The following is a 23,331-nucleotide window of genomic DNA, read 5'->3' on the forward strand; positions in this document are numbered from 1 at the left end:
TTGCAAAAATAGGAATTTTTTTTTAAAAGTTGAGGACGATAAAATGCTAATAAACGTTAAAAATCAATTGATAAGCTTAAATTTTGGAAAGATGCAGCCTGAATCAGGTTACGGAAAAGTAAAAAGTGTTTCCGAATCGTACTTTCCTCCTTAAATTTTACCGTCCCCAATTTTAGAATGTTTTGACCAGTTTAAAACTGATGTTTCTGCCCATGTTGTAAATGCCAAGATGTCCGTTTGGCGACGATGAATATTGCTCGAAATATTTTAATCTGCTTAAATGATCCTGATAAGCGACATCAAATAAATTATTTGCCAGAAAATACACATCAACAATGTTGGCGCCGTTTCTGTCTTTTAAGGACGTTCCAAAACCAAGATTGATGAGAGAATAACCTTTGGTTGGCGTTTCTGTATCGTCATAACTGTAAACTCTGTCCTGCGTCGCTGTGTATTGTAACTGCAATTTTAAAAATGTTTTCGAAAATAGATTAGAATTTTCGAGCAGATCATAACGCAGTTCTGAAACTAAACGGAATGGCGGCATCTGCGGCACATATTTATTGTCATTATTTCTTTCTGCGCCGGTAAAACTTTTATTGTCCCCATAGATCAAAGAGGCAGAATTTTCGAAATGTAAATTTTTAATGAGGTGAAAATCAATGTTACCTTCTAAGCCGTAAAGTAAAACTTTTCCCTGCTGAAATTTATATGTTGGATATTCCTGACCGCCGCTTTCACTTAAGATATCATTTCCATCAGCATTCTGCAAACGGGAGTTATAGATGTAATTATCGATCTGGTTCACAAATAAACTGGTGCCAATATTCAAAACTTTGGAGGAATAAGTTCCGCCAAAATCTGCCTGACTGCTAAATTCAGGTTTAAAGGCAGAATTCCCGATCTGAAAAAATCCCGTTCCCGGATGGACTCCGTTTGCAGAAATTTCTGAAATATTCGGTGCTCTGTAGCCGCGCGCTATGTTGGCTTTTATCGACCAGGCTCGGTTGAACACATAACTTCCGCCTAAACTTCCCGTCACGCCATCAAAATTGGCAGAATAATTACTAAAAGGGTGATCTGCACCAACTCGGTCATTTCCATAAACCGGTTCGTCAAAACCACTTACAGGATTAGGTTTCGTAAATAATTCATCATTTTTAAATTTTCGGTGATCGTAACGGATCCCACCTGCTAAACTTAGTTTTTCCCAGTCTTTTTTGATGGAAATAAATCCGCCCAGATCAAACTGGCTGTAAGAAGGGATCACAAATTCGGTTCCGCTAAGAACATAATTATTTTGATTCATCCCATTTACTCCAAAAACGATTGCCCATTTATCAAATTCCGGCAAATAATATTTTAGATCATAATTAAAGGTATTCAGTTTTAAAAATAGTCCCGGCGTATCCTGATAAGGTTCTTCCGGATGACTGTATTCCCTTCTGCGACTGCTTTGGTAAGCAAAATTGGCATCTAACCTGCTTTTTCCGAGAAAGAAACTATTTCGAAGGTAGGCTCTGTAATGCTGAACTCTCTGGTGAATTACCGAAATATTGTAAGATGTTAAATCTCTCTGACTTACGATCGGTCGAAAATTATCGGCTTCGGTGATCTGGCTGGTAAATTGTCTGGAAAGAGAATCCCGGCTGCCGTCGGGAATTTCCTGCAGATCATCGAAAAGGGAAACATTCAAATGACTGAATCCCCATTTTTTATGAACGCCGAAAAAAACATTTGCTGCAGTTTCATTAAATCCTGTATTGTAAACTCTGCCGTCGATGGAATTTTTATAATCGATCGCTTGTTTTTTAGAAAATCTGCCACCATATTCGAAACCGTTTTTATTTCCGGTTAAAAATAGTGAACTTCCTAACAGCCGGTTATTGCTCTGGTATTCCGCCAGTGCAGATCCCGATATTTTTCCTTCCGGTCCTGTACTCGTCGGAATTAAATTAACAACTCCCGCCAAAGCGTCAGATCCGTACATCAAACTCGCGGGACCTTTAATGATCTCTATTTTATCAATGCCGTAATCATCAACCTCAATTCCATGCTCATCACCCCACTGTTGCCCTTCTTGCCGAACTCCGTCATATAAAGTCAGAATTCTGTTGAAACCAAGACCTCTAATATAAGGTTTTGAAATATTTGGACCCGTTGTAACCGTACTTACACCGGGAATTTTTGCGATCGCATCAATAATATTAGTAGAAAGATTGGTGGTGAGATATTCTTTGTTAATACTCACAATTGGCAGAGGTGACTTTTTAATTTGCGTGGCTTTCGAAGAACCGGTAATTACGACCTCCGCGATTTCTGTGGAACTTTTATCTAAATTGAAATCTTCTACAGTTGCTCCCTGTACAGCTACGGTTTGTGAGTAAGACTTGTAACCGGTAACATTTGCTTCCACCAGATATTCTGCGGCTGGAATGTTAGTGAAGGTATAATTTCCCGAGGCATCAGTTAGTATAGAATTGTGAAGATCGGCGATTGTAATTTTAACTTTTGAGATGGGTTTATTGGTATTCAGATCAACTACTTTACCTGTTAAAGAGTTTTGAGCATATCCGAAAAAACCAAGAGCTAAGCCAAAAATTAGGCTGATTATATATTTAAAGTTCATTTAATTTTTATTTAAAGTTGCTGCAACAAAAAGAATTTGCTGCAAATAATGGAAATTCATCCCCTGAGAATTTATTTTTAATGTAAATTACAGGAGAATGCCGACAGAAAACACAGAGAGGTTTTCCAAAATATGGAAAGCTAAGTTGTTTTTAAACCGGTGAAAATTTTAAATAAAATTGGGTGGACCCCGAAGTTGTAAATAGAAAAATTCCCGTTTGGCAAATCGCTGTTGATACGCAAAAATCTGCTCTTGAAAATCTACACTTTTAGAAAAACTAAACTGAAAATCCTGTGGAACCAGAGAATTTCCGGAGTAAAGAATATGACAGGAAAGACATTCAGAATATGCTTCGGTCATCGTGCTTGTTGTAAAAGTTTTTTCTGATTTTTTAAAATGAAAATCTTTGAAAACCTCCGCACTTCCATGATGGTGAAAATTTTGAGAAAATAAAGCCACAAAAAGATAAACGCTTCCAAAAAAGGCAGCGAAAATTCTTTTGAATTTTTTTTCTCTAAACATTCTGCAAAACTAGGCATTTTTACCAAATGTTATGCAACAAAGCTTTAATCTTTAAACTTGTTTTCGTAAATTTGTGCTGAAATTTTAATGTATGAAAGAAAGTGCTGTAAAAAAAATTGCAGTTTTTACATCCGGTGGCGATGCTCCGGGAATGAATGCCGCATTAAGAGCGGTCGTAAGAACGGCAAGTTATTATAATATAGAATGTTACGGAGTTCGGGAAGGTTACAACGGTTTAATTAATGACGATTTTACGAGAATGGGACCTCGCTCTGTGAAAAATATAATTACAGAAGGCGGCACCATCTTGAAATCTGCACGATCATTAGAATTCAAAACAAAAGAAGGCCGACAAAAAGCCTACGAGAACTGTGTAAAACGCGGCATTGATGGTATGGTCTGTATCGGCGGCGACGGAACTTTCAGAGGTGCAGAAGTTTTCAATAAAGAATACGGAATTAAAGTAATCGGTGTTCCCGGAACGATCGATAACGATATTTTCGGTACCGATAACACGATCGGTTACGATACTGCACTCAATACTGCGATGGAAGCGATCGATAAAATTCGGGACACCGCAACCTCACACAACAGGATCTTCTTTGTGGAAGTAATGGGACGCGATGCAGGTTTTATTGCCCTCAACAGTGGTTTGGCAACCGGCGCGATCGGTATTTTAATTCCAGAAAAAAAAGACAGTATCGAAGATCTTTTTACAAGATTTGAGCGAGCAGAAAAAGCGGGCAAAGCTTCAAGTATCGTTGTAGTGGCAGAAGGGGAAAAATTAGGAAGTATTTACGATATCGCAAAAGCGACTCAGGCTGGTTTTCCAGATTACGATATTCGGGTTGCGATCTTAGGTCATATTCAGCGCGGCGGATCACCAAGTTGTGCAGACCGCGTACTGGCAAGTCGATTGGGTTACGGCGCAGTGATCGGTTTGATGGACGGTAAAACGAATATGATGGCAGGAATGCAGTCGAATAAATTAACCTTCACTTCGATCGACGAAGCCATCAAAAAACACAACGAAATGGATCAGGAATTACTGAAAATATCAGAAATTCTCGCAATTTAATTTAACAATAAATTTAATATAAAAATAAAATTATGTCAACAATCAAAGTAGGAATTAACGGATTCGGTAGAATTGGACGTCTTGTTTTCAGAGCAATGGCGGAAAGAGAAAATATCGAAGTAGTAGGAATCAATGACCTTATCAATGCCGAATATATGGCATATATGTTAAAATATGATTCTGTACACGGAGAATTCAAAGGTGAAGTTTCTGTTTCCGGAAATGACCTTATTGTAAATGGAAAACATATTCGCGTAACTGCAGAAAGAGATCCTAACAACTTAAAATGGAATGAAGTAGGCGCAGAATATATCGTAGAATCTACAGGTTTATTTTTATCCAAAGATACTGCTCAAGCACACATCAACGCAGGTGCAAAAAAAGTAATTCTTTCAGCTCCACCAAAAGATGATACGCCAATGTTCGTAATGGGAGTTAACCATAAAGAATTGACAAACGATATCACGATTTTCTCTAATGCTTCCTGTACAACCAACTGTTTGGCGCCGATCGCAAAAGTAATGCATGATAACTTCGGAATTATCGAAGGTCTGATGACAACGGTACACGCAACTACTGCAACTCAAAAAACTGTTGACGGACCTTCAATGAAAGACTGGAGAGGTGGTCGTTCTGCTTTGAACAATATCATTCCTTCTTCTACAGGTGCTGCAAAAGCGGTAGGAAAAGTAATTCCAGCTTTGAACGGAAAATTAACCGGAATGTCTTTCAGAGTACCAACAGCAGACGTTTCTGTAGTTGATTTAACGGTAAGATTAGAGAAAGCAACTTCTTACGAAGAAATCTGTCAGGCAATGAAAACTGCTTCAGAAGGTGAATTAAAAGGAATTTTAGGATACACCGAAGATGCCGTAGTTTCTCAGGATTTCGTAGGAGAAAAAAGAACTTCAGTTTTCGATAAAGATGCTGGGATCATGTTGTCTCCAAACTTCGTGAAAATCGTTTCCTGGTACGATAACGAAATGGGATATTCTAACAAATTAGCTGATTTGTTGGTACATTCAGCTTCTCTATAGTACATAAATAATTGGTAATAAGCAATTAGCAATAGGAACCTCTCGAAATTCGGGAGGTTTTTTTTGTGTGATGATCTGGGCAATCCCCTCGCCAACGCAAAAACCACAACTCGGGTCGGGCTATCAGTTGCAATCTTTTTTTACAAAAAAGGATTTCCACTTCTATCCCTATTGCAAACTCCGCAAAGTTGAAAGACTCGGCTCAAAAATTGATGAAAAATTCCGTAATTTGATAAGGGTAAGAAATCTTCAAGTTAAATAATAGTAAGTATGAAACCAAAATTCCAAAATTCACTACACTTCATCAATTATTGGGAAAAAGGAAACGGCAAAGAATTGCTGGATTGGTCGAATATAAATCCAGATTTTCAAACCTTTCAGAAATTCGCACCCCTTTATCACCAAGTCGATAATCTGGGAGATGAAGTGGTGAAAGAAACCTATCTGAAACTTCCCTACAACGAAGCAAGTTCTTTGATAAAAAAATATTCAGAAAACCCCATTTCCGAAAATGAAGAAGCTCCGGAAAGTCTAAAAAAATTCTTTCTTCAAACACAGGATATTCCCGACTGGTTCGATGAAAAATTAGCCAATGTCGGTGCCAGATTCTGTATGCGGACCGGTGCAAATGGTTTGATCATTCTGCGGGATTTCACTTTGATGGGCGGTTATGATTTTGCTTACCTTAACAAACCTTTAATCTTCACCGGAGCTTTAAAAAAAGGCGCCGTTAAAAGATTGAAAGACACGCTGGAATTCTGGGTTCATGTTACACGAGAAAATGCTTTAAAACCGAATTCTGAAGCTTATCAATTGATCGTAAGAACAAGATTGATGCATTCATACGCAAGATTGAAAATCAAGGAAAAAACCGACTGGGATTTTCAAAACTGGGGAGAACCGATTAATTCCTGGGACATGATCGCAACGTATACAGGATTTTCCTTAGTATTCATGCAGGGTTTAAAAAAACTCGGAATAAAAATTTCAGCCGAAGAAGAAACCGGACTTTTTCACCTTTGGAAATACATCGGCTATTTATTGGGAATTCCTGCAGAATTTCTACCCGAAAACCGTCAGCAAGCAGTTGAACAGTTTTACTGGTGGACCACCATTCAGGATAAAGGCGATGAAGATTCGGCGCACCTTGCTCAGGCTTTGCTCCAGGAAAATTTAGACAATACGATTTACAAACATCCGTTTCAGCGAAAAATGTTGCTAAGACTTCATCAAAGCATGAACTGGCATTTGTTGGATGGAGAAATTAATGATCGTTTGCAAATTCCAAAACCTAGAAAAGCATTTTCGATCTTTCCAAAAATCGTCAGAAGAGGAAATTTGGTTTCCCAAAAGATTTATCTGCGGAACTTTCAGCAATACGAAAAGCTTGTAGAAATGGGAAGTTTACAACAGCAGAAAGTTCTCGATGATTACATCAAACATACGCCGAAAGATTTTCATTATTAAAACATTTATAAACGGTTACTTTTTGAGTTTTAAACGAATATTATAAATTTTAAATGTACTTCTTTAAGTTTAAAATTTATTTTTAGTTTTGACATTGACGATAAAAGGTTTATAGGTTTTGGCTAAAGCCGTTTGAACTTTATCTTTTGCCAAACGGGCTAAAGCCCGTTCCTATTGATTTTAAACTTTAAAAGAACAGGTTAACATCTAATTCTCCTAAAAATTACAAATACATTTTCAAAACAAGAACGGTTCGCAAAATCTGCGAACCGTTCCCAATTTAATTTGAATATAAAGTTACTGAACAATCATTTTTGTAACGGCAACGCCTTTTTCAGATTTCAACTGCATTAAATACATTCCGGTTTTTAAGCCATTAATCGAAATGTTTTCATCGCCATTATCGTTCGAAACCTGAACTGTTTTGATTAAAACTCCTGATAGATCGTAAATGGCAATCGACCCATTTTTCGCATTCGTATAACGAACAGAAGCTGTTCCGTTGCTTACAGGATTTTTGGTAAGCATTAATGAAACTGCATTTTTGTTTTGTCCTGTTTCATTCGTTGCCAATGCAGATGCATTTCCGAAGATTCTGAATCCGCCCGGTTCAATGGTGATCGGAGTAGTTGTGCTGGAAACAGTGAATGATGAATTATCCATCAAATTATACCAACTTCCCACATAAGGAAAATCTGGGACGATATTTTGAGTCGTTAAAGTAAAGTTCGCTAATACAACAACATTTTTCAAAGCACTTGCAGTAGTTGCATTGCTGATGTAAATTCTCGGCATTAAATTTCCTGATTCTACTGTAAATGTTTTTGTATTGAAAACTTCGCTGGATAATCTCAATTCTAAAATTTTTGCCCAAGTATCTTTAACCGATTTTCTGGCAGCATTCGTGTCATAATTAAGTCCAAAAGCTGATGGTTTAGGATCTAATTTACAATCTCCCGGTATTGAATCTACATCTGTATTTACGGTTCCGTTTTCACAGGTAAAAATACTTTTATCGAAACCTAATTCTGCAAATTGCCAGATCATTTTTGGTCCTGGCACAGTTAAGAAAACCGCTGCATAAGCTTTTTGTCTTTCGAGCGAAGTCGCTAGGTCTTTCACATTATAACCTGTTGTTGAAGCACCAAAATTCAGATTTTTGTACATCAGTCTTTCCTCATCATGACTTTCCCCGTAACTGATCGCCCGTCGGTCTGAAAAACCGTGTGCGGTATATTTTACCCTGTTGAAATTGCTGTTTGGAGCAAATCCCATTGTATTCTGGTTATAAGGACTTGTTTCTTTATCCCACATCATTACTCCTTTTCCTTCACTAATTCTATAATTTGCCCACTGCGCTTCTTCAGAATCAGTTCCTAAATGCTCGAAAATAATATAAGATGACGCATCATAACTCCACTGGTAATCAGCATATCCTTTCAAAATGTTTACACGATCCTGTTGATAGGCATTTGTACAGGCATCATCACCCGCAGAACAAGCTTGTGTAAATCCTTTGGTAAGGTCCCAACGGAAACCGTCTACTTTATATTCTTTGATCCACTGTTCCAAAACGCGGTTCACGTAATATTTGGTCTCCGGTTTTGAGTGGTTGAAATCATTAAACACACTGTAAGAATGTTTAGCAACCTGATTAAAATAAGGATTATCTGGAGCCGGATCACCGAAACCATCACCATCCGGATCGATCATCCACATTCTTTCGATCGGGCTTCTCCCTGTTGCGTGATTAAGGGCAATATCTAAAATGATCGCGATTCCGTTCTGGTGACACAGGTCAATAAATTCTTTAAATTTTTCCGGCGTTCCATACGCTTTATCTAAAGCATAATGAAAAGCGGTATTGTAACCCCACGAACTGTTTCCATCAAATTCCATTACGGGCATCAATTCGATAGCGTTGATCTTTAAAGATTTTAAATAAGTGATCTTATCGATCAATGATTGCCAGGTTTTTTCAGTCGTAAAATCTCTTACCAGTAATTCATAAACGATCAGATTTTCTTTCGCAGGTTTTGCAAAATTCGTGATGGTCCAGTTATAAGCAGGTTTTGCAGTTTGAACCACGGAAACTTCGAAGTTCTGACCCGCCGGATAAACAGGTAGATTTGGATAAACTACTCCATTTTGATTGATGTATTGATCATCATAAGGTGAAAGCACCAAACTCGAATAAGGATCTGCTACTTTAATCCCGTCTGCAGTTCTGTATTGGAAAGTATAAACCTGCTGTGGCGTTAATCCTGTGATTTCAGTCCAGTACAAATTAGGATTTGTCGTATCTCTTTTCATCAGATAAGGCGCACTTACCGTCCAGTTATTGAAACTTCCAATAACGTGTACATAAGCTTTTCCCGGCGCATATAAAGCCAAACCTACTTTCGTAGGATCTGCAGGATCATAAGTAATTCCTTGTCTCATATAAGCTGGGATCGCCGCAGTTTGAACAGGAATTGCAAGCGAAACCGTAAATGATTTCGTCACAGAAGACGCATCTCCCGGATTCGTTGCTACAACATCGATGGCTGCATCCTGTATTACGGTGTAAGGAAAATTTAAAGTTGTAGAAGAACTTGTACTTGTATAAACCGGAGTTCCATTGGCTTTAACGACATAATCTGCTACCAGGGAAGAAGTTCCTGTAATATTAATGACCGTTCCTGCAGTAACAACATTAGTGCTTCCGGGAACTGGATTGGTTAAATTAAACTGAAATTTTCCAACATTTACTAAGATATCCTGAGACTGAACATTGCCACTGACTGTTTTTACCAAAAAACCAATTTTCGCTAGTGGATTCGCTCGGTTTCCAAAAAAAGATTTTACCGTATTGATGTTGTAAGTATAAGTTCCTGTAGAACCTGCACTCGAAACGTACGTTAATTTGTTGACAGGATTTGAGGCAGTCCAAGCTCCGTTCGTTGGACAATCTACCTGAACATTATTCGAATCAATGGACCAAGCCCACAGATAAAGATCATGTGAGGAAGCAACACCGAAAGCAGTTTCATTTACTGTAAAAGTGGTGGTGATCGCTTCAGTTTCGTTAAAAGTTGCAGGATTGACCGAGTATGTAATATTCTGCTGTGACAAAGCAAGAAATGGCAGGAATACTGCCAGAAAAAACGTGTAAAAATATTTCATTTTGCGTAAAATTTAAGATGGTAAAAATAACAAATGTTATCTAAGAACCAACGAATTACTACAAAACTTTACAATAAAATTACAATTTAATTTCCCCCTCTTATCGTCTCAAAATGATATTTAGCGGGTACCATTTCGCTCATCCGAATTTAGGGGATGATAACTGATTTGGTTTTTGCTTTCCATTATTTTAGAAGAATTTTCAAGCATGAAATTTTTACCGCTTAAAAGTTCGGTTAAGAGCATTTGCATTTGTTCTGCAGCAACTTCCGGAAGGTGTGATTTTTTTGCGGCTTCAATCACTTGCTGTTTCCCGTTTTGCTGAATTTTTGCCAGATCATCTTTGCTGAAAAGATTGAAAAACTGCTCCTCAATATTATAATATTTATAATCGGTTTCGGTGGAAAGGATTTCTGGGGCGGGGAAATTAAGCAATTTCACCTTTCTGTTCTGCTCATCAACTTCCCATTGAAATTTTTCGAAATCATAACCAATTAAAACTTTTGCCTGAATAATGACCAAAGCTTTTTTTGTGGAAGGGATAAATTTTAAAAGTTTCGTGGTTTCTTCGTAATTATAGATCTCGTTGAAATGACCTTCAGCAGCTACAACTTTAAAAACTTTTCGCATGCTTTCTGCGATCGTGTGAGAACTTTCAGTAATAACATTCGGTTCGGAAGTCATTTTTTTTGAAGCTAAGAACGCGATCACGCCGCCAAGAATAAGTCCTAAAATTAACATTAAGATCGTCATCATCGAATTAATGTTCTGACTTTGCGTCATCTGATAAAAGAAAAATCCCAAGAAAATGATCATTAAAATCCCAAATGACCAAAGAACTATTTTGATTTTATTCATTTTCATTTTTTTAAATTTAAGTAAAGGTAAGGATTTTGAAAAAGCGATTTTATTACTTTTTGGCCACAAACATGGGTGGCAAAATCAGCTCTTCAAATTTCCCTTTTGCTTCTAATTTCTTGTAATAGAGATTTCGTGCCATAATCTTTAAAAGCAGATCTTTATCGAAAAATTTCCAGAAAGGATCGCTGTGAACTTTTGATGGTTTTCGAATTTCATAGAAAGTCGTTTCCCAGGAATCAGGATTGTGATCAAACTCGATGATTCCACAGTTTTCCGGGATTTTTTTTGGATCCAGCATTCCTTGCGGCACCAAAAAACTAAAATAATTGCAGGGATAATCGCCACACGAAATTTTATCGTGTTTTAAAAACTTTTCTTTGGTTTGTTGATTTTGATACTGCTTTTTGAAATCATTTTTGAAGTCGGCTTTTGAAAATTTAATTTCAATTTCGTGACTCATTCCATCTTCATTAATTATCAAAATATCAGCTTCCCAATCAGAATGAAAATGATTTGTCAATACGAGATCTTTCTCAAAATCACAGAATTGAGCAATATAATTATAGGTAAGTTCTTCTACTTTAAGCATGAAATTATAAAATTATGAAACGAGCAGACTGCAACCCCGAATATCGGAATGGTCGATTCTTCCCAAAACCTGAAATGGTTTCGTAAAAATTTCGTTGTCATTCTGAGCACCACGAAAAATCTCAGATTCTGTTTGGATTCTGCCCAAATCCTGCGTCGCAATAAAACTGCAGGAATGCCGGTTTGCCAAGTCTATAATATTGATAGCGCCGTTTCGTCCATCTTCAACGTAAGAAAAAGGATCTTCGGTATTTCTAATGAGAATCCGCATCCAGTTTGGACAATCATAAATATTTTGACCTAAAGAATAGGCTTGAGAAAGTAATTCGGTCATCGAATATTCGGAATAAATTTTATCCGTTCCGAAACCTTTATGGAAAATATTTAGGAGTTCATCTTTCGTCATTTCCTGTTTGCGTCCTTTCATTCCACCGGTTTCGATGATGACGAGTTGATCTGATGATTCGATAATGTGATGATTATTTTCAGCAAAATCTAAAAAATCCAAAAGGGCAAAAGCAACACCGAACAAAATGACTTTCTTATTTTGCTTTGAAAGTTCCTTTAAAATTTCAAAAAGTTCCGCATGATTGTAGAGAAAATATCCGTTTTCTGCTTTCCCAGATTTTTTCATCAGAAAATCAACCATATAAATTAAAGAGGAATTCTGCTTTTCCAGATAACTTGGCAACAAGCCTAAAAAAATATAATCTTCCGCTTTTCCAATGAACTGTTCGAAACTTTCCTGAATACTTTCCTGATACAATTTTTCATCAGAAATCCAGTGTTTCGATAGATTCATCTGCGTCGTTCCTGAACTTTGAAAATACAAATCGGTCTTTCTATTTTGGTCTAAAATCGTATGATTTTTAAACATCTCGATTGGCAGAAAAGGAATTTTTTCTACTTCCTGAATGTCATTATGATTGATATTTAAATAGTCTACAAACTTTCGGTAAACCTCGATATTATTGTACTGATATTGAAAAGTTTCCAAACATTTCTGCTGGAAATCGGCTTCGGTTTGTATGTTGAAGATCTCGTTCATATTTTGATGGGGCAAAAGTCCCAAAAGAAAAGCGGAATTCAAAATTTATTATTGAATTCCGCTGAAAAAATTTTATTTGAAGAAAAAACTGTTCTTAGTTTCCTCTGTAAGTCGAATATCCGTATGCTGAAAGCGTGATCGGAACGTGATAATGTTCACCATCTTTTAGTTCAAAAACAACTTCAACCCAAGGATAAAAACTTTCCTCTTTCATTTTTTTGAAATAATCGCTTGTTAAATATGTCAATTTGTAAATCCCTAAGTTCGATTTATCATTCGGCAAAAAATTGGGAACACGACCGCTTTTGTCGGTTACTTTTTCGTCAACATAAGACCAAACTTTAGTTTTTTCATTGTATTTTTCCAGTTTAATGGTTACACCCGGAGCAGGCATTCCTTTCGACACATCTAAAATGTGACTGGAAAGTTGGTAAGTCATTTCTTTTTTCTGTCCGAAAGCTACGGTTGAGATCATTGCAAAAAAGAATGCAAAAATTAAATTTTTCATAAAATAAATTAAGATGTTATAAGTGGTAACTTTTTTACCACAGATTGAATTCGAATCACATTGGCAAAGATAATGCCTTGAATTTTTAGTTTTCGAAAGTCTTCAACTCAAAATCAGTGGAAAATTCCCCGTACGTGAAGTAAGAAATCCAGTCACCAAGGTTGATGTAGGAAGCTTTACCATTTTCTAATGGCAAGACCATTGGTAAATGTCTATGACCGTATATGAAATAATCTATCTTTTCAGTCTTCAGTTTTTCTTTGGAATAAATGATTAGAAATTCTTTGTCTTCGCCCAGAAATGCTTTGTCCTCTTCACCGGAGATCATCTTGTTTTTCGTGGATGCGTAAATGGCAATTTTCATCGCAATATCGGGATGCAACCATTTGAAAGCCCATTGTGCAAAAGGATTGGTGAAGAGTTTTTTCATTCTTTTATATCCTTTATCTCCGGGACCTAAACCGTCGCCGTGCGCAAGTAGGAAGTTTTTTCCGTTGATCTCGAAATATTGTTTGTCGAAAAAAACCTTGCAACCGATTTCTTCTTCGAAATAAGATTTCATCCATAAGTCGTGATTGCCCACGAACATGTATAATTCTACTCCTGAATCTTTCAATTCTGCCAGTTTGCCTAAAACTCGAATATAACCTTTCGGAACGACGTGTTTCCATTCGTGCCAGAAATCAAACAGATCGCCCATCAAAAACAAAACCTGCGCATCGTTTTTTATCTCATCTAACCAACGGATAAATTTCTCTTCCCGCACCTTGCTTTCTTTCGGCGTCGGTGCACCAAAATGCTGATCGGAAGCGAAATATATTTTTTTATTGGATTGAAGGTCGATTTTCATATCGTTCTGCGATTTATTCTAATTTTACAAATTAGCAAATTTTCAAATTATTGAATTTTCAAATTAATCCTGATCTTCTGCAAACCACTCTCCATAGGAGTTTTCGGTTTCATGCAGTTTAAGATAAGCGAGAGAAACTGTGTCGGGAAGTTGCTTTTTTATTTTAGCGGCAATATCATACAACATATTTTCACACGTTGGCTGGTAATCGCAGTAAATTACTTTATGACCTTGATTTTCCAGATCTTCACCCAATTGTTTGTGCGGAGAAGTTCCATTCAGCATTACGGCATGATCCCAGACATTGAGAATTTCTGATTTCACAATTTTTTTGATGTCACCAAAATCGACAACCATTCCATTTTTTGGATGGTCTAAGTCGTTGATCGGAGTTCCTTTTATGGTGACAAAAAGTTTATAGGAATGTCCGTGCATATTCTTGCATTTGCCGTCGTAATTGTAGAGAACGTGGGCTGTTTCGAAAGTAAAAATCTTGGTGATGCGTATCATGCGGCAAAGATAATGAAAGTTTGAACTTTTTTAATGGATAAAATTTTTTCAATTATTCCTGAACTCAATTTTGAAATCCCATTTGCGTGAGCAATTGCAGTGGAAATCCTTTTTTGTCTCAAAAAAGATTGACTCCAACATTTATTTCTTTTATCTGAATCGCTGAAACTCGTTCCTCGTTTTGTAACGGAAAGCGCGGTCTTTTGCGTGGGAAATGCGGCTGCGAAAGACACGCCCAAAAAAAAAAACCCTTCCCAAAAAGGAGAAGGATTTCGTAACAATTAAAAAAATATAAACTATGGTGATCAATGGAACTGTTCTGCTTCAGTTGATCCAGCCAAAGCAGTTGTAGAAGACAATCCAGCGGTTACGACGGTTTGAACTTCATCAAAATAAGAAGTTCCGACAAAATTCTGATGTTTCACCGCGCGGAAACCTTCTTTTTGTAAAGCAAATTCTCTTTCCTGAAGTTCGCTGTAACCTGCCATTCCGCGTTTTTTGTAGGCTAAAGCCAATTCGAACATTGAAGTATTTAAAGCGTGGAAGCCGGCCAAAGTGATGAATTGGAATTTGTAACCCATTGCGGCCAATTCTTCGCGGAATGTTTCCATTTCGGCAACTGATAATTTCGCCGCCCAGTTGAAAGAAGGTGAACAATTGTAAGCTAGCATTTTTCCGGGGAATTTTGCGTGGATTCCTTCAGCGAATTTTCTCGCGTAATCTAAATCAGGATTTGAAGTTTCCATCCAGATTAAATCGGCGTAAGGTGCGTAAGCTAAACCTCTGTCGATGCCCTGTTCTACTCCATTTTTCACCTGATAAAATCCTTCTGAGGTTCTTTTGCCAGTTACAAATTTATGATCTCTCTCGTCAATATCTGAGGTTAAAAGATCTGCTGCATCAGCATCGGTTCTGGCGACTAAAAGAGTGGGAACGCCGCAAACATCGGCGGCCAAACGAGCGGCAACTAATTTATTGATAGCTTCCTGAGTTGGAACCAAAACCTTTCCCCCTAAATGTCCACATTTTTTTGCGGAAGACAATTGATCTTCGAAGTGAACTCCGGCCGCACCTGCTTCTATCATTTGCTTCATCAATTCAAAAGCATTTAAGTTTCCACCAAAACCTGCTTCTGCATCTGCTACGATAGGAACTAGATAATCTTTGCAATTCGCTTCATTAATATTATTAACGGTCTGAATTTGATCTGCTCTCAATAAAGCATTATTGATTCTTTTCACGACCGACGGTACTGAATTCGCAGGATACAAACTTTGGTCGGGATACATTTCGCCACTCAAATTTGCATCTGCCGCAACTTGCCATCCTGAAAGATAAATCGCCTCTAAACCGGCGTCAACTTCCTGTACGGCTTGGTTTCCTGTGAGCGCGCCTAAACCTGCCACGAAATCCTGGGTGTTCAATTGATCCCATAATTTCTCCGACATTAATTTGGCGATCGTGTACTCGAGCTTATAAGATCCCCGAAGTTTCAATACTTTTTCTGCGGAATACGGTCTTTTGATACCATTCCATCTTGGGCTTTCTAACCATTCTTTTTCCAGTTGCTGGATCTGTTCTTGCTTTTTCATATCGCTTTGTTTTTGTTTTGTTTTTTCTGTGGGCTATTATTTTAATCTCGTCTTAAGGACGAGACAAAGATTTTTTTACTTTGTACTCTTAAAAATTACGATCGCAAAGGCGTTTCACTCAGAAAAGGCTACTTAACTACTTCCTACTTTTGGTTTAATTCTCAGTATGCACATTTGCAACTTTTGCTGTTGTATATTTTTTATTCGTTAATAGACAAGTCACGCCATGTCCCTACATGGCTCTTTTTACTTTTTCCTTGTATCTTAAATAAACTGATACGCTTTCAAAGTCAGAAATTCTGCGAAGTTGTCGTTGAGAATAAGGTCATCAAAAAGTTCGGTCGCCAATTCGAATTTTCCATTTTTGTAGCGTTCTTCGCCAACATATTTATTGATTTTATCCAGTTCTTCTTCCTGCCAGTTCAAAACCATTTCGGGCATTAATGTTCTGCCGTCGTCCAGTTTTGCTTCGTTTTTTAGCCATTGCCAAATTTGGGTTCTGGAGATTTCTGCGGTTGCAGCGTCTTCCATTAAGTTATATAAAGCAGCTGCTCCAACTCCCATTAACCAAGATTCTATATATAAGATTCCGACGTTGATGTTTTTTCTTACACCCTTTTCAGTAATGGTTCCTTTTGGAATTTCAAGGAGATTTTCTTCTGAGACACTATACTCTTCAAATTTTTTATCGATCTGATTTGGAGTTGGCATAAACTCGTCGAAGATTTTCTTGGCGACAGAAACTAACCCTGGATGTGCAACCCAAGTTCCGTCGTGGCCGTTTTTTACTTCACGTTCTTTATCAGCGCGGACTTTCGCATAAGCGATCTCATTTTCTGCTTCGTTATTTTTTACAGGGATTTGAGCGGCCATTCCGCCCATCGCGTGAACATTTCTTTTGTGACAAACCTGAATAACTCTTTTCGAGTAAGCACTCATAAACGGTGAAGTCATCGTCACCTGATCTCTGTCCGGAACTAAAAATTCGGGAAGATTTCTGAATTTTTTGATGTAGGAAAAAATATAATCCCAACGTCCGCAGTTTAGACCAGAACTGTGTTCTTTTAATTCAAATAAAATTTCATCGAGTTGAAAAGCTGCGGTTATCGTTTCAATGAGAACTGTTGCTTTAATTGTTCCGTGGGGAATTTCTAAATAATCCTGAGAAAATTTAAAAACATCATTCCACCATTTTGCCTCTTTATAATGTTCTAATTTTGGCAGATAAAAATAAGGTCCGCTTCCGTTCTCCATTAATTTTTTAGCATTTCTGAAAAAGTAGATTCCGAAATCGATTAAGGAAGCAGAAGCTCTTTCACCATTCAACTCAATATTTTTCTCCGCTAAATGCAAACCTCTTGGACGAACTAAAAGCGTGGCTAAATTTTCAGCTAATTCATATTTTTTACCATTTTCATTTTTAAAACTGATGGTTCTGTTGACTGCATCTGACAGGTTTCTCTGACCATCCATACAATTTTCCCAGGTCGGAGAATTGCTATCTTCAAAATCTGCCATAAAAGTGGAGGCGCCGGAATTTAAAGCATTAATGACCATTTTTCTTTCTACAGGTCCCGTAATTTCTACACGGCGATCAAGCAGATCTTTTGGCAAAGGATTACAAACCCAATTTCCATTTCTTATTTCTTCCGTTTCAGGTAAAAATTTAGGAAGTTGGTGATGATCGAATTCCACCTGTTTCATTTTACGAGAATGTAGAAGCGCAATTCTCTCATCATTAAATTTCGAATGAAGTTCCGTTAAAAAACTCACTAATTCTGTGGTAAAAATGTCGCTGTATTGTTCTTGAGGAAGAATTTGAAATTGTATTGCCGTTTCCATTTTGTGTAAACTTTAATGATTTGGTATTACAAACCTACAAAAAAATATTCACCAACAGCGAACGTTCGCTAATTAATTTAATATTTTATTATGCGAACAATCGCTTAATTTTATTTATCTTTGTGTTCATCGTATTCTACGATCTATTTAGAAATAGTATAAATTAATTTTTAGTTAATGGCAAACGACAGTGATTTTATAAAAACAGTTTTCGGCTTGAAAATGAAGCAGTTCCGCCAGAAGAAAAATTTTTCTTTGCAGGATCTTGCGAATGCGACAGGGGTTTCCAAATCATATTTAAACGAAATTGAAAATGGTAAAAAATATCCGAAGCATGATAAAATCGCACAATTAGCTGAAGCATTAAGCTGTAATTATGATGATCTGGTTTCTACAAAACTGGATAAAAGTTTAGCACCGATTACAGAGATCTTGCAATCTGATTTTTTTAAAGAAATTCCGCTCGATCTTTTTGGAATTAATAAAAATAACCTCATCAGTATCATCAGTGATGCGCCCAAAAAAGTAACGGCTTTTATTAATACTTTAATTGAAATTTCTAAGAACTATAATTTAAGTAAAGAGCGATTTTACTTTGCTGTGATCAGAAGTTTTCAGGAATTATATGATAATTATTTCCCAGAAATTGAGGAGAAAGCGAAGCAATATATTCTCGAAAACAACATTTCTGTTAAGCCGAATTCTGCAGCATTTGAGGTTATTCTAAAAGAAGAATTTGAGTATGAGATCAAATCTCTGGATCTGGAACAATATGGCGCTTCCGGGAAATTACGTTCACTTTATATTCCCGAGAAAAAACTCCTTTTATTAAATGAACTTTTAGATGAAGATCAAAAAACCTTCATCCTGGCAAAAGAAATTGGATTTAATATCCTGAATTTAAATCCGCGTCCAAATACTTATTCCTGGTTAGACTTTACGAGTTTCGAAGAATTACTGAACAATTACTACGCGTCTTATTTTGCGGGGTGTTTACTGATTCGAAAAGAAATTTTAGCACAAGAAATCAGTGAGTTTTTTCAAAATGCTGAATGGGATCCGAAACTTTTTGAAAATTTGATTGAAGAATTCACCAATTCTCCGGAAACTTTCTATTATCGCTTAACTAATATTCTGCCGCAAGAACTGGGTGTTAAAGATTTATTTTACCTCTGTTTCACGAAGAAAAAAAATACGGATAAGATTCAAATTTTAAAGGAATTGCATCTCAATCAGCAACAAGCTCCACACGCCAACGCGACGAATGAACACTATTGCAGACGTTGGGTTGCAGTCAAAAATCTTTCAAATTTGAAAGAAAACGAGAAATTGACCGACGCGCAGATCTCTCATTATAAAGACAGCGGTTTAACTTATCTCGTGATTTCGACTTCCCAAAAAAATCCTTTTTCTGACGGAACGAACCGAAGTTATTGCATTGGTATTTTATTAAATTCAAATTCATTGAAGAAAATAAAATTTGCAAAAAGTGATCAGATCAAAACGGTAAATGTTGGAGTGACGTGTGAGTTTTGCAGCATTCCTGATTGTGAGGTTCGACAAGCGCCGCCAATAAGACTGGAGAAGGAAATCTTTAATGAAAATATGAAAAAGTCTATTCAGAAAATTCGGAAGGAAATACTGTGACCACGTTAAATTGACATCAACTTTCTTAACCACAAAGTCACAAAAGCAAGCTGAACAATGAATGAATAGAAGTTCACAAAGTGAAAATCTAAAGATTTTCCTGACCATTGTGAAGTAAGGTAATTGATTTTTTTTGTTTTCGTTTTTGCCATAAAGACTTTTGTGACTTTGTGGTTTTAAAAACTAAATCGTAACTTTCAGTAAACAAAGGAAGTATGTTTTTAGTAGATCTACTTTTCCCGAATCGTTGTGTTGAGTGCAATCGAATCATTCATACGGATGAAGTGGTTTGCGAACTGTGTTTTGATCAAATCTATTTTACGCATCAGCACTTTTTAGAAAGCAATCTTTTAACTGAAAAATGCCGCCTGCTCTTTCCCATCGAACGGGCTTTTGCCTTAATGCAGTTCGAAGAAGAAAGTACAAGTCAAAAAATTATTCATCAGCTGAAATATGGCAAACGGGAGAAAATTGGAAAGATCATTGCCAACTGGACTTTAGAAAAAATAGATCTTACCAATCTGAAACCAGATCTTTTGGTAACGGTTCCGCTTCATCCCAAAAAATTAAAAGAACGGGGCTATAATCAGTTGCATCTTTTTGCTGATACGCTTTCTAAAAAATTGAATATTCCTTGTGATCATCAGTTGATTAAAAGGAATTTCTATAAAAAAGCACAGGCGAAAAAACGCCGTGAGCAGCGGACTTTTAATGAGAATCTGTTTTCCATTACTTCTCCAATTTCAAATCAACATGTGTTAATTATTGACGATGTTTTCACGACAGGAAATACGATGAGTGCTGTCGCCTGGGAAATTTTGAACGCTGGAAATAATAAAGTGAGTGTCTTGGTAATGGCCATGGATTAAAAAAAATCCCTCTCAAAAAGAGAAGGAGTTTTAACAATATATTTATCTGTTCACATCTGTGAAATCTGTGCGCTGATTTATCCACACGGATTTCACAGATCTACAAGGATTTTTTTTAAATGAAATACGAAACAGCAGATTATTATTTCTGTAGTTTTTCACCGTAAGATAAATCTCCGGCGTCACCTAAACCTGGAGTGATATATCCTTTGGAAGTTAATTTTTCATCGATAACGCCAACCCAGATTTTTGCTTCTGGATAGGCTTTCTGAATCGTGTCAACTCCTTGTTGAGAAGCAATTGCTGCAACGATATGAAGTTGTGTCGGTTTGCCGTGGTTTAGTAGATCTTTGATGGCTTCGATTAAACTTGCACCCGTTGCCAACATTGGATCAGCAACAATTAAAGGTCTTCCATCGATGCTTGGACAGGTTAAATAATCCTGTTTGATGGAAAAATAATCGTTTGCATCGTGTTTTCTGTAAGCGGCAACAAAACCACAATCTGCTTTATCCAGATAATTCAAAATCCCCTGAAACAAGGGAACTCCAGCTCTTAAAATAGTCGTGATCACGGGTTGAACTGCAACTTCTTTTGCAATTATTTTATCTAAAGGAGTCGTGATTTCGATTTCCTTTTGCTCTAAATCTTTGCTGATCTCGAAGGCTGCAATTTCGCCGATTCGTTCCATATTGCGACGAAACTTTAAACGGTCTGTTTGAATTTCAACGTTTCGAAGTTCGTTGATCCACGTATTTACGAGAGAAAAATTGTCGGAAAGAACAGTAATCATAGCTTTTTATTAGGGTGCAAAGGTCGGAAATTTTTGTGAATTTTTTTCAAAAATAAATTCAGGGTAAAATGCATTTAATTTTCCTAAGCTCGACAATATGCAATATAGCTTTTGGGAAAAAAGTTTAAAAATCTTCGAAATTCAAAATTAAAATAGATTCTAGCCCCGATTGCAGCGGCATCCTTTTGCGACACGAAGTGGAGCAAAAGATAGAGCGGAAAGCGGGTGTGAAAATGAAAGAAGCAACAGTTACGTTGCTTCTTCAAATAATTATTTTTGACGGAAATAAACTTCAATAGGAACTCCGGTGAATCCGAAATGTTTTCGAAGTTGGTTCTCCGTAAATCGCTTGTAAGCTTCTTTCACGTATTGTGGCAAATTGCAGAAGAACACAAATTGTGGACTTGGAGTTGGCAACTGTACGCAATATTTAATTTTCACGTACTTCCCTTTCAAAGCTGGTGGCGGCGTTTTTTCAAAAACAGGAAGCATAATTTCGTTCAACTTAGAAGTTTTAATTTTCTTTGCTCTGTTTTCAAAAACTTCCATCGCAACTTCAACAGTTTTTAGAATTCTCTGTTTCGTTAATGCGGAAATAAAGAGAATTGGAATGTCGGTGAACTGACCAATTTTTGCTTTAATTTGCTCCTCGAAATCACGGGTTGTATTGGTTTCTTTTTCAACAAGATCCCATTTATTCACCACGATCACGATTCCTTTTCTATTTTTCTGAGCCAGTCCGAAAATGTTCATATCCTGAGATTCCCAACCTAAAGTCGCATCAACCATGATGATCACGATGTCAGAATACTCGATTGAACGAACAGAACGCATCACTGAATAAAATTCCAGATCTTCTTTTACTTTGGCCTTACGACGCATTCCAGCGGTATCAACCAAAACAAATTCATGTCCGAACTTATTGTATAAAGTTTGGATCGAGTCACGCGTTGTTCCCGCAACATCGGTTACAATATTTTGTTCTTTGTCTAAAAGTGCGTTGGTTAAAGTAGATTTTCCAACATTTGGTCTTCCTGCGATCGTAATTTTTGGTAAACCTTCGAAAGGATCTTTGTAATCTGTGGTAGGAAATTCTTTTACGATATCATCCAGCAATTCTCCGGTTCCGGAACCTGTTGCAGAAGATAAGGTGTAATATTTTGAGATTCCCAGTTGATAAAATTCAGTAGCAGCCAATTCTTCTCTTGCAGAATCTGCTTTGTTAACAGCGATATAAACTGGTTTATTGGATCGGCGTAACATTTCGTGAATTTCGATATCCGTATCGGTTAAACCTTCAGCAACATTAAGCATAAAGATGATCGAGGTCGCTTCATCAACGGCTAATTCAACCTGTTTGATAATTTCTCCCTGAAATGCATCTTCAGTATCTACTTCATAACCTCCGGTATCGATAACGGTAAATTCAACGCCGTTCCAGTCAGATTTTCCGTAATGACGGTCTCTGGTAACTCCAGCTGTAGAATCTACAATTGCTTCTCTTCGTTCTAGAAAACGGTTAAAAAGGGTGGATTTCCCAACGTTGGGACGTCCTACTATGGCGACGATATTCGACATAAAATTTTGTTTAATAATATTATTATTAATGGGTTACTCGAACTTTTCGAGCCCAAAAATTTTTGCAAAGATAGTTTTTTTTTAAAGTAGAATTTAATTGTCCTAATATTTGTAACTTCTCCACGGAAAAATTGACTCATTGAGGAGGTTTTGAAATCATTAAAACTAAAAAAAAACTAAAAAATTAAAATTATGATTGCTATCTTAATAATTGTGGCGCTGGTTGTGCTTTTCTTCATGTACGGAATTGGTATTTACAACCGCCTGGTTAAAGTTAAAACAATGGTTCAGGAAGCCTGGAGCAGTATTGATGTGATGTTGAAAAAACGCCACGACTTGATCCCAAATTTGGTTGAAACTGTAAAAGGGTATGCAACGCACGAAAGAGCGACCTTCGACAGCGTGACCAGAGCCAGAGCTGCAGCGATGAGTGCAAACGGAATTCAGGAAAAAGAAGCTGCCGAAAAAAATCTGAATCAGGCCATGATGAATCTGAATGCTGTTGCAGAACAATATCCAGATTTAAAAGCGAACAGCAATTTCCTTCAACTACAGGGAGAACTTTCTGTTTTGGAAGGTGATATTGAGAAATCCAGAAGATATTATAATGGAACGGTTCGCGAAAATAATATTTTGGTTGATACATTCCCAAGCAATATTATTGCAAACATGTTCAAATTCACCAAGTCTGTTTTCTTTGAACTGGATAACGTGGCTGAAAGAGCAGTACCGACCGTAACTTTCTAA

At 37.0% G+C, this 23,331-nt stretch carries 19 protein-coding genes; 6 read left to right on the forward strand and 13 right to left on the reverse strand.

The annotated features are described in order from the left end of the window. Positions 1 to 172: 172 nt before the first annotated feature. Both IV494_RS06425 and IV494_RS06430 read right to left on the reverse strand, forming a co-directional pair. Positions 173 to 2,629, reverse strand: a complete 2,457-nt coding sequence (locus tag IV494_RS06425; protein ID WP_196079311.1) for a TonB-dependent receptor — start codon at positions 2,627 to 2,629, stop codon at positions 173 to 175. A 168-nt stretch (positions 2,630 to 2,797) separates the two neighbouring features. Further along, positions 2,798 to 3,151: a hypothetical protein gene (locus tag IV494_RS06430; protein WP_039354367.1), complete on the reverse strand. Its 354-nt coding sequence runs from the start codon at positions 3,149 to 3,151 to the stop codon at positions 2,798 to 2,800. 91 nt (positions 3,152 to 3,242) lie between these two features. Between IV494_RS06430 and pfkA the strand changes: the two genes are divergently transcribed. The 3 genes from pfkA to IV494_RS06445 all read left to right on the forward strand — a co-directional run bounded on the left by pfkA (position 3,243) and on the right by IV494_RS06445 (position 6,733). Continuing rightward, complete coding sequence (gene pfkA / locus IV494_RS06435) at positions 3,243 to 4,229, forward strand: 6-phosphofructokinase (protein WP_039354368.1); 987 nt, start codon at positions 3,243 to 3,245, stop codon at positions 4,227 to 4,229. 32 nt (positions 4,230 to 4,261) lie between these two features. Beyond that, positions 4,262 to 5,266, forward strand: a complete 1,005-nt coding sequence (gene gap, locus IV494_RS06440) for a type I glyceraldehyde-3-phosphate dehydrogenase (protein ID WP_196079312.1) — start codon at positions 4,262 to 4,264, stop codon at positions 5,264 to 5,266. A gap of 660 nt (positions 5,267 to 5,926) precedes the next feature. Next, positions 5,927 to 6,733 carry an oxygenase MpaB family protein gene (locus IV494_RS06445; protein ID WP_394368401.1) on the forward strand — a complete coding sequence of 269 codons (807 nt, stop codon included), beginning with the start codon at positions 5,927 to 5,929 and terminating at the stop codon, positions 6,731 to 6,733. A gap of 297 nt (positions 6,734 to 7,030) precedes the next feature. Here IV494_RS06445 and IV494_RS06450 read toward each other — a convergent pair whose 3' ends face one another. From IV494_RS06450 to aceB, 9 genes are all read right to left on the reverse strand, one after another. Continuing rightward, positions 7,031 to 9,898 (reverse strand): alpha-amylase family glycosyl hydrolase, encoded by a 2,868-nt coding sequence (locus IV494_RS06450; protein ID WP_196079314.1) that lies wholly within the window; start codon positions 9,896 to 9,898, stop codon positions 7,031 to 7,033. Positions 9,899 to 10,018: 120 nt separating this feature from the next. After that, positions 10,019 to 10,756: a DUF4230 domain-containing protein gene (locus tag IV494_RS06455; protein WP_196079315.1), complete on the reverse strand. Its 738-nt coding sequence runs from the start codon at positions 10,754 to 10,756 to the stop codon at positions 10,019 to 10,021. A 52-nt stretch (positions 10,757 to 10,808) separates the two neighbouring features. Beyond that, positions 10,809 to 11,348, reverse strand: coding sequence for a hypothetical protein (locus IV494_RS06460; protein ID WP_196079316.1), 540 nt, complete (start codon positions 11,346 to 11,348; stop codon positions 10,809 to 10,811). Positions 11,349 to 11,360: 12 nt separating this feature from the next. Beyond that, positions 11,361 to 12,395 (reverse strand): LuxE/PaaK family acyltransferase, encoded by a 1,035-nt coding sequence (locus IV494_RS06465; protein WP_196079317.1) that lies wholly within the window; start codon positions 12,393 to 12,395, stop codon positions 11,361 to 11,363. Between the two features lie 94 nt (positions 12,396 to 12,489). Continuing rightward, complete coding sequence (uraH, locus tag IV494_RS06470; RefSeq protein ID WP_196079318.1) at positions 12,490 to 12,903, reverse strand: hydroxyisourate hydrolase; 414 nt, start codon at positions 12,901 to 12,903, stop codon at positions 12,490 to 12,492. 85 nt (positions 12,904 to 12,988) lie between these two features. After that, entirely contained in the window at positions 12,989 to 13,753 is a 765-nt protein-coding gene (locus IV494_RS06475; RefSeq protein WP_196079319.1) for a UDP-2,3-diacylglucosamine diphosphatase, read from the reverse strand. 63 nt (positions 13,754 to 13,816) lie between these two features. Then, positions 13,817 to 14,263: a 6-pyruvoyl trahydropterin synthase family protein gene (locus IV494_RS06480; RefSeq protein ID WP_196079320.1), complete on the reverse strand. Its 447-nt coding sequence runs from the start codon at positions 14,261 to 14,263 to the stop codon at positions 13,817 to 13,819. A 305-nt stretch (positions 14,264 to 14,568) separates the two neighbouring features. Then, positions 14,569 to 15,855, reverse strand: coding sequence for an isocitrate lyase (gene aceA / locus IV494_RS06485; RefSeq protein WP_196079321.1), 1,287 nt, complete (start codon positions 15,853 to 15,855; stop codon positions 14,569 to 14,571). Positions 15,856 to 16,119: 264 nt separating this feature from the next. Beyond that, a complete protein-coding gene (gene aceB / locus IV494_RS06490) occupies positions 16,120 to 17,697 on the reverse strand; it encodes a malate synthase A (RefSeq protein ID WP_196079322.1) in 1,578 nt (525 codons plus the stop codon). 177 nt (positions 17,698 to 17,874) lie between these two features. On the opposite strand from aceB, the gene IV494_RS06495 reads away from it, so the two are divergent. Together IV494_RS06495 and IV494_RS06500 are read left to right on the forward strand one after the other, a co-directional pair. Next, positions 17,875 to 19,344, forward strand: a complete 1,470-nt coding sequence (locus IV494_RS06495) for a helix-turn-helix domain-containing protein (protein WP_196079323.1) — start codon at positions 17,875 to 17,877, stop codon at positions 19,342 to 19,344. Between the two features lie 215 nt (positions 19,345 to 19,559). Then, entirely contained in the window at positions 19,560 to 20,213 is a 654-nt protein-coding gene (locus IV494_RS06500; RefSeq protein ID WP_196079324.1) for a ComF family protein, read from the forward strand. Between the two features lie 142 nt (positions 20,214 to 20,355). Here IV494_RS06500 and upp read toward each other — a convergent pair whose 3' ends face one another. Next, on the reverse strand, positions 20,356 to 21,006 hold the full coding sequence (gene upp / locus IV494_RS06505) for a uracil phosphoribosyltransferase (protein WP_196079325.1): 651 nt from the start codon (positions 21,004 to 21,006) through the stop codon (positions 20,356 to 20,358). 270 nt (positions 21,007 to 21,276) lie between these two features. Next, positions 21,277 to 22,584: a ribosome biogenesis GTPase Der gene (gene der, locus IV494_RS06510; RefSeq protein ID WP_196079326.1), complete on the reverse strand. Its 1,308-nt coding sequence runs from the start codon at positions 22,582 to 22,584 to the stop codon at positions 21,277 to 21,279. 192 nt (positions 22,585 to 22,776) lie between these two features. On the opposite strand from der, the gene IV494_RS06515 reads away from it, so the two are divergent. Further along, positions 22,777 to 23,331: a LemA family protein gene (locus IV494_RS06515; RefSeq protein WP_196079327.1), complete on the forward strand. Its 555-nt coding sequence runs from the start codon at positions 22,777 to 22,779 to the stop codon at positions 23,329 to 23,331.

It is taken from the genome of Kaistella gelatinilytica (assembly GCF_015679325.1).
GTDB classification, from domain to species: domain Bacteria; phylum Bacteroidota; class Bacteroidia; order Flavobacteriales; family Weeksellaceae; genus Kaistella; species Kaistella gelatinilytica.

Excerpts from the sequence above, each read along its gene's own strand:
- IV494_RS06425 (WP_196079311.1), bottom strand. The coding sequence starts at position 2,629 with ATGAACTTTAAATATATAATCAGCCTAATTTTTGGCTTAGCTCTTGGT.
- IV494_RS06430 (WP_039354367.1), bottom strand. The coding sequence starts at position 3,151 with ATGTTTAGAGAAAAAAAATTCAAAAGAATTTTCGCTGCCTTTTTTGGA.
- pfkA (WP_039354368.1), top strand. The coding sequence starts at position 3,243 with ATGAAAGAAAGTGCTGTAAAAAAAATTGCAGTTTTTACATCCGGTGGC.
- gap (WP_196079312.1), top strand. The coding sequence starts at position 4,262 with ATGTCAACAATCAAAGTAGGAATTAACGGATTCGGTAGAATTGGACGT.
- IV494_RS06445 (WP_394368401.1), top strand. The coding sequence starts at position 5,927 with ATGGGCGGTTATGATTTTGCTTACCTTAACAAACCTTTAATCTTCACC.
- IV494_RS06450 (WP_196079314.1), bottom strand. The coding sequence starts at position 9,898 with ATGAAATATTTTTACACGTTTTTTCTGGCAGTATTCCTGCCATTTCTT.
- IV494_RS06455 (WP_196079315.1), bottom strand. The coding sequence starts at position 10,756 with ATGAATAAAATCAAAATAGTTCTTTGGTCATTTGGGATTTTAATGATC.
- IV494_RS06460 (WP_196079316.1), bottom strand. The coding sequence starts at position 11,348 with ATGCTTAAAGTAGAAGAACTTACCTATAATTATATTGCTCAATTCTGT.
- IV494_RS06465 (WP_196079317.1), bottom strand. The coding sequence starts at position 12,395 with ATGAACGAGATCTTCAACATACAAACCGAAGCCGATTTCCAGCAGAAA.
- uraH (WP_196079318.1), bottom strand. The coding sequence starts at position 12,903 with ATGAAAAATTTAATTTTTGCATTCTTTTTTGCAATGATCTCAACCGTA.
- IV494_RS06475 (WP_196079319.1), bottom strand. The coding sequence starts at position 13,753 with ATGAAAATCGACCTTCAATCCAATAAAAAAATATATTTCGCTTCCGAT.
- IV494_RS06480 (WP_196079320.1), bottom strand. The coding sequence starts at position 14,263 with ATGATACGCATCACCAAGATTTTTACTTTCGAAACAGCCCACGTTCTC.
- aceA (WP_196079321.1), bottom strand. The coding sequence starts at position 15,855 with ATGAAAAAGCAAGAACAGATCCAGCAACTGGAAAAAGAATGGTTAGAA.
- aceB (WP_196079322.1), bottom strand. The coding sequence starts at position 17,697 with ATGGAAACGGCAATACAATTTCAAATTCTTCCTCAAGAACAATACAGC.
- IV494_RS06495 (WP_196079323.1), top strand. The coding sequence starts at position 17,875 with ATGGCAAACGACAGTGATTTTATAAAAACAGTTTTCGGCTTGAAAATG.
- IV494_RS06500 (WP_196079324.1), top strand. The coding sequence starts at position 19,560 with ATGTTTTTAGTAGATCTACTTTTCCCGAATCGTTGTGTTGAGTGCAAT.
- upp (WP_196079325.1), bottom strand. The coding sequence starts at position 21,006 with ATGATTACTGTTCTTTCCGACAATTTTTCTCTCGTAAATACGTGGATC.
- der (WP_196079326.1), bottom strand. The coding sequence starts at position 22,584 with ATGTCGAATATCGTCGCCATAGTAGGACGTCCCAACGTTGGGAAATCC.
- IV494_RS06515 (WP_196079327.1), top strand. The coding sequence starts at position 22,777 with ATGATTGCTATCTTAATAATTGTGGCGCTGGTTGTGCTTTTCTTCATG.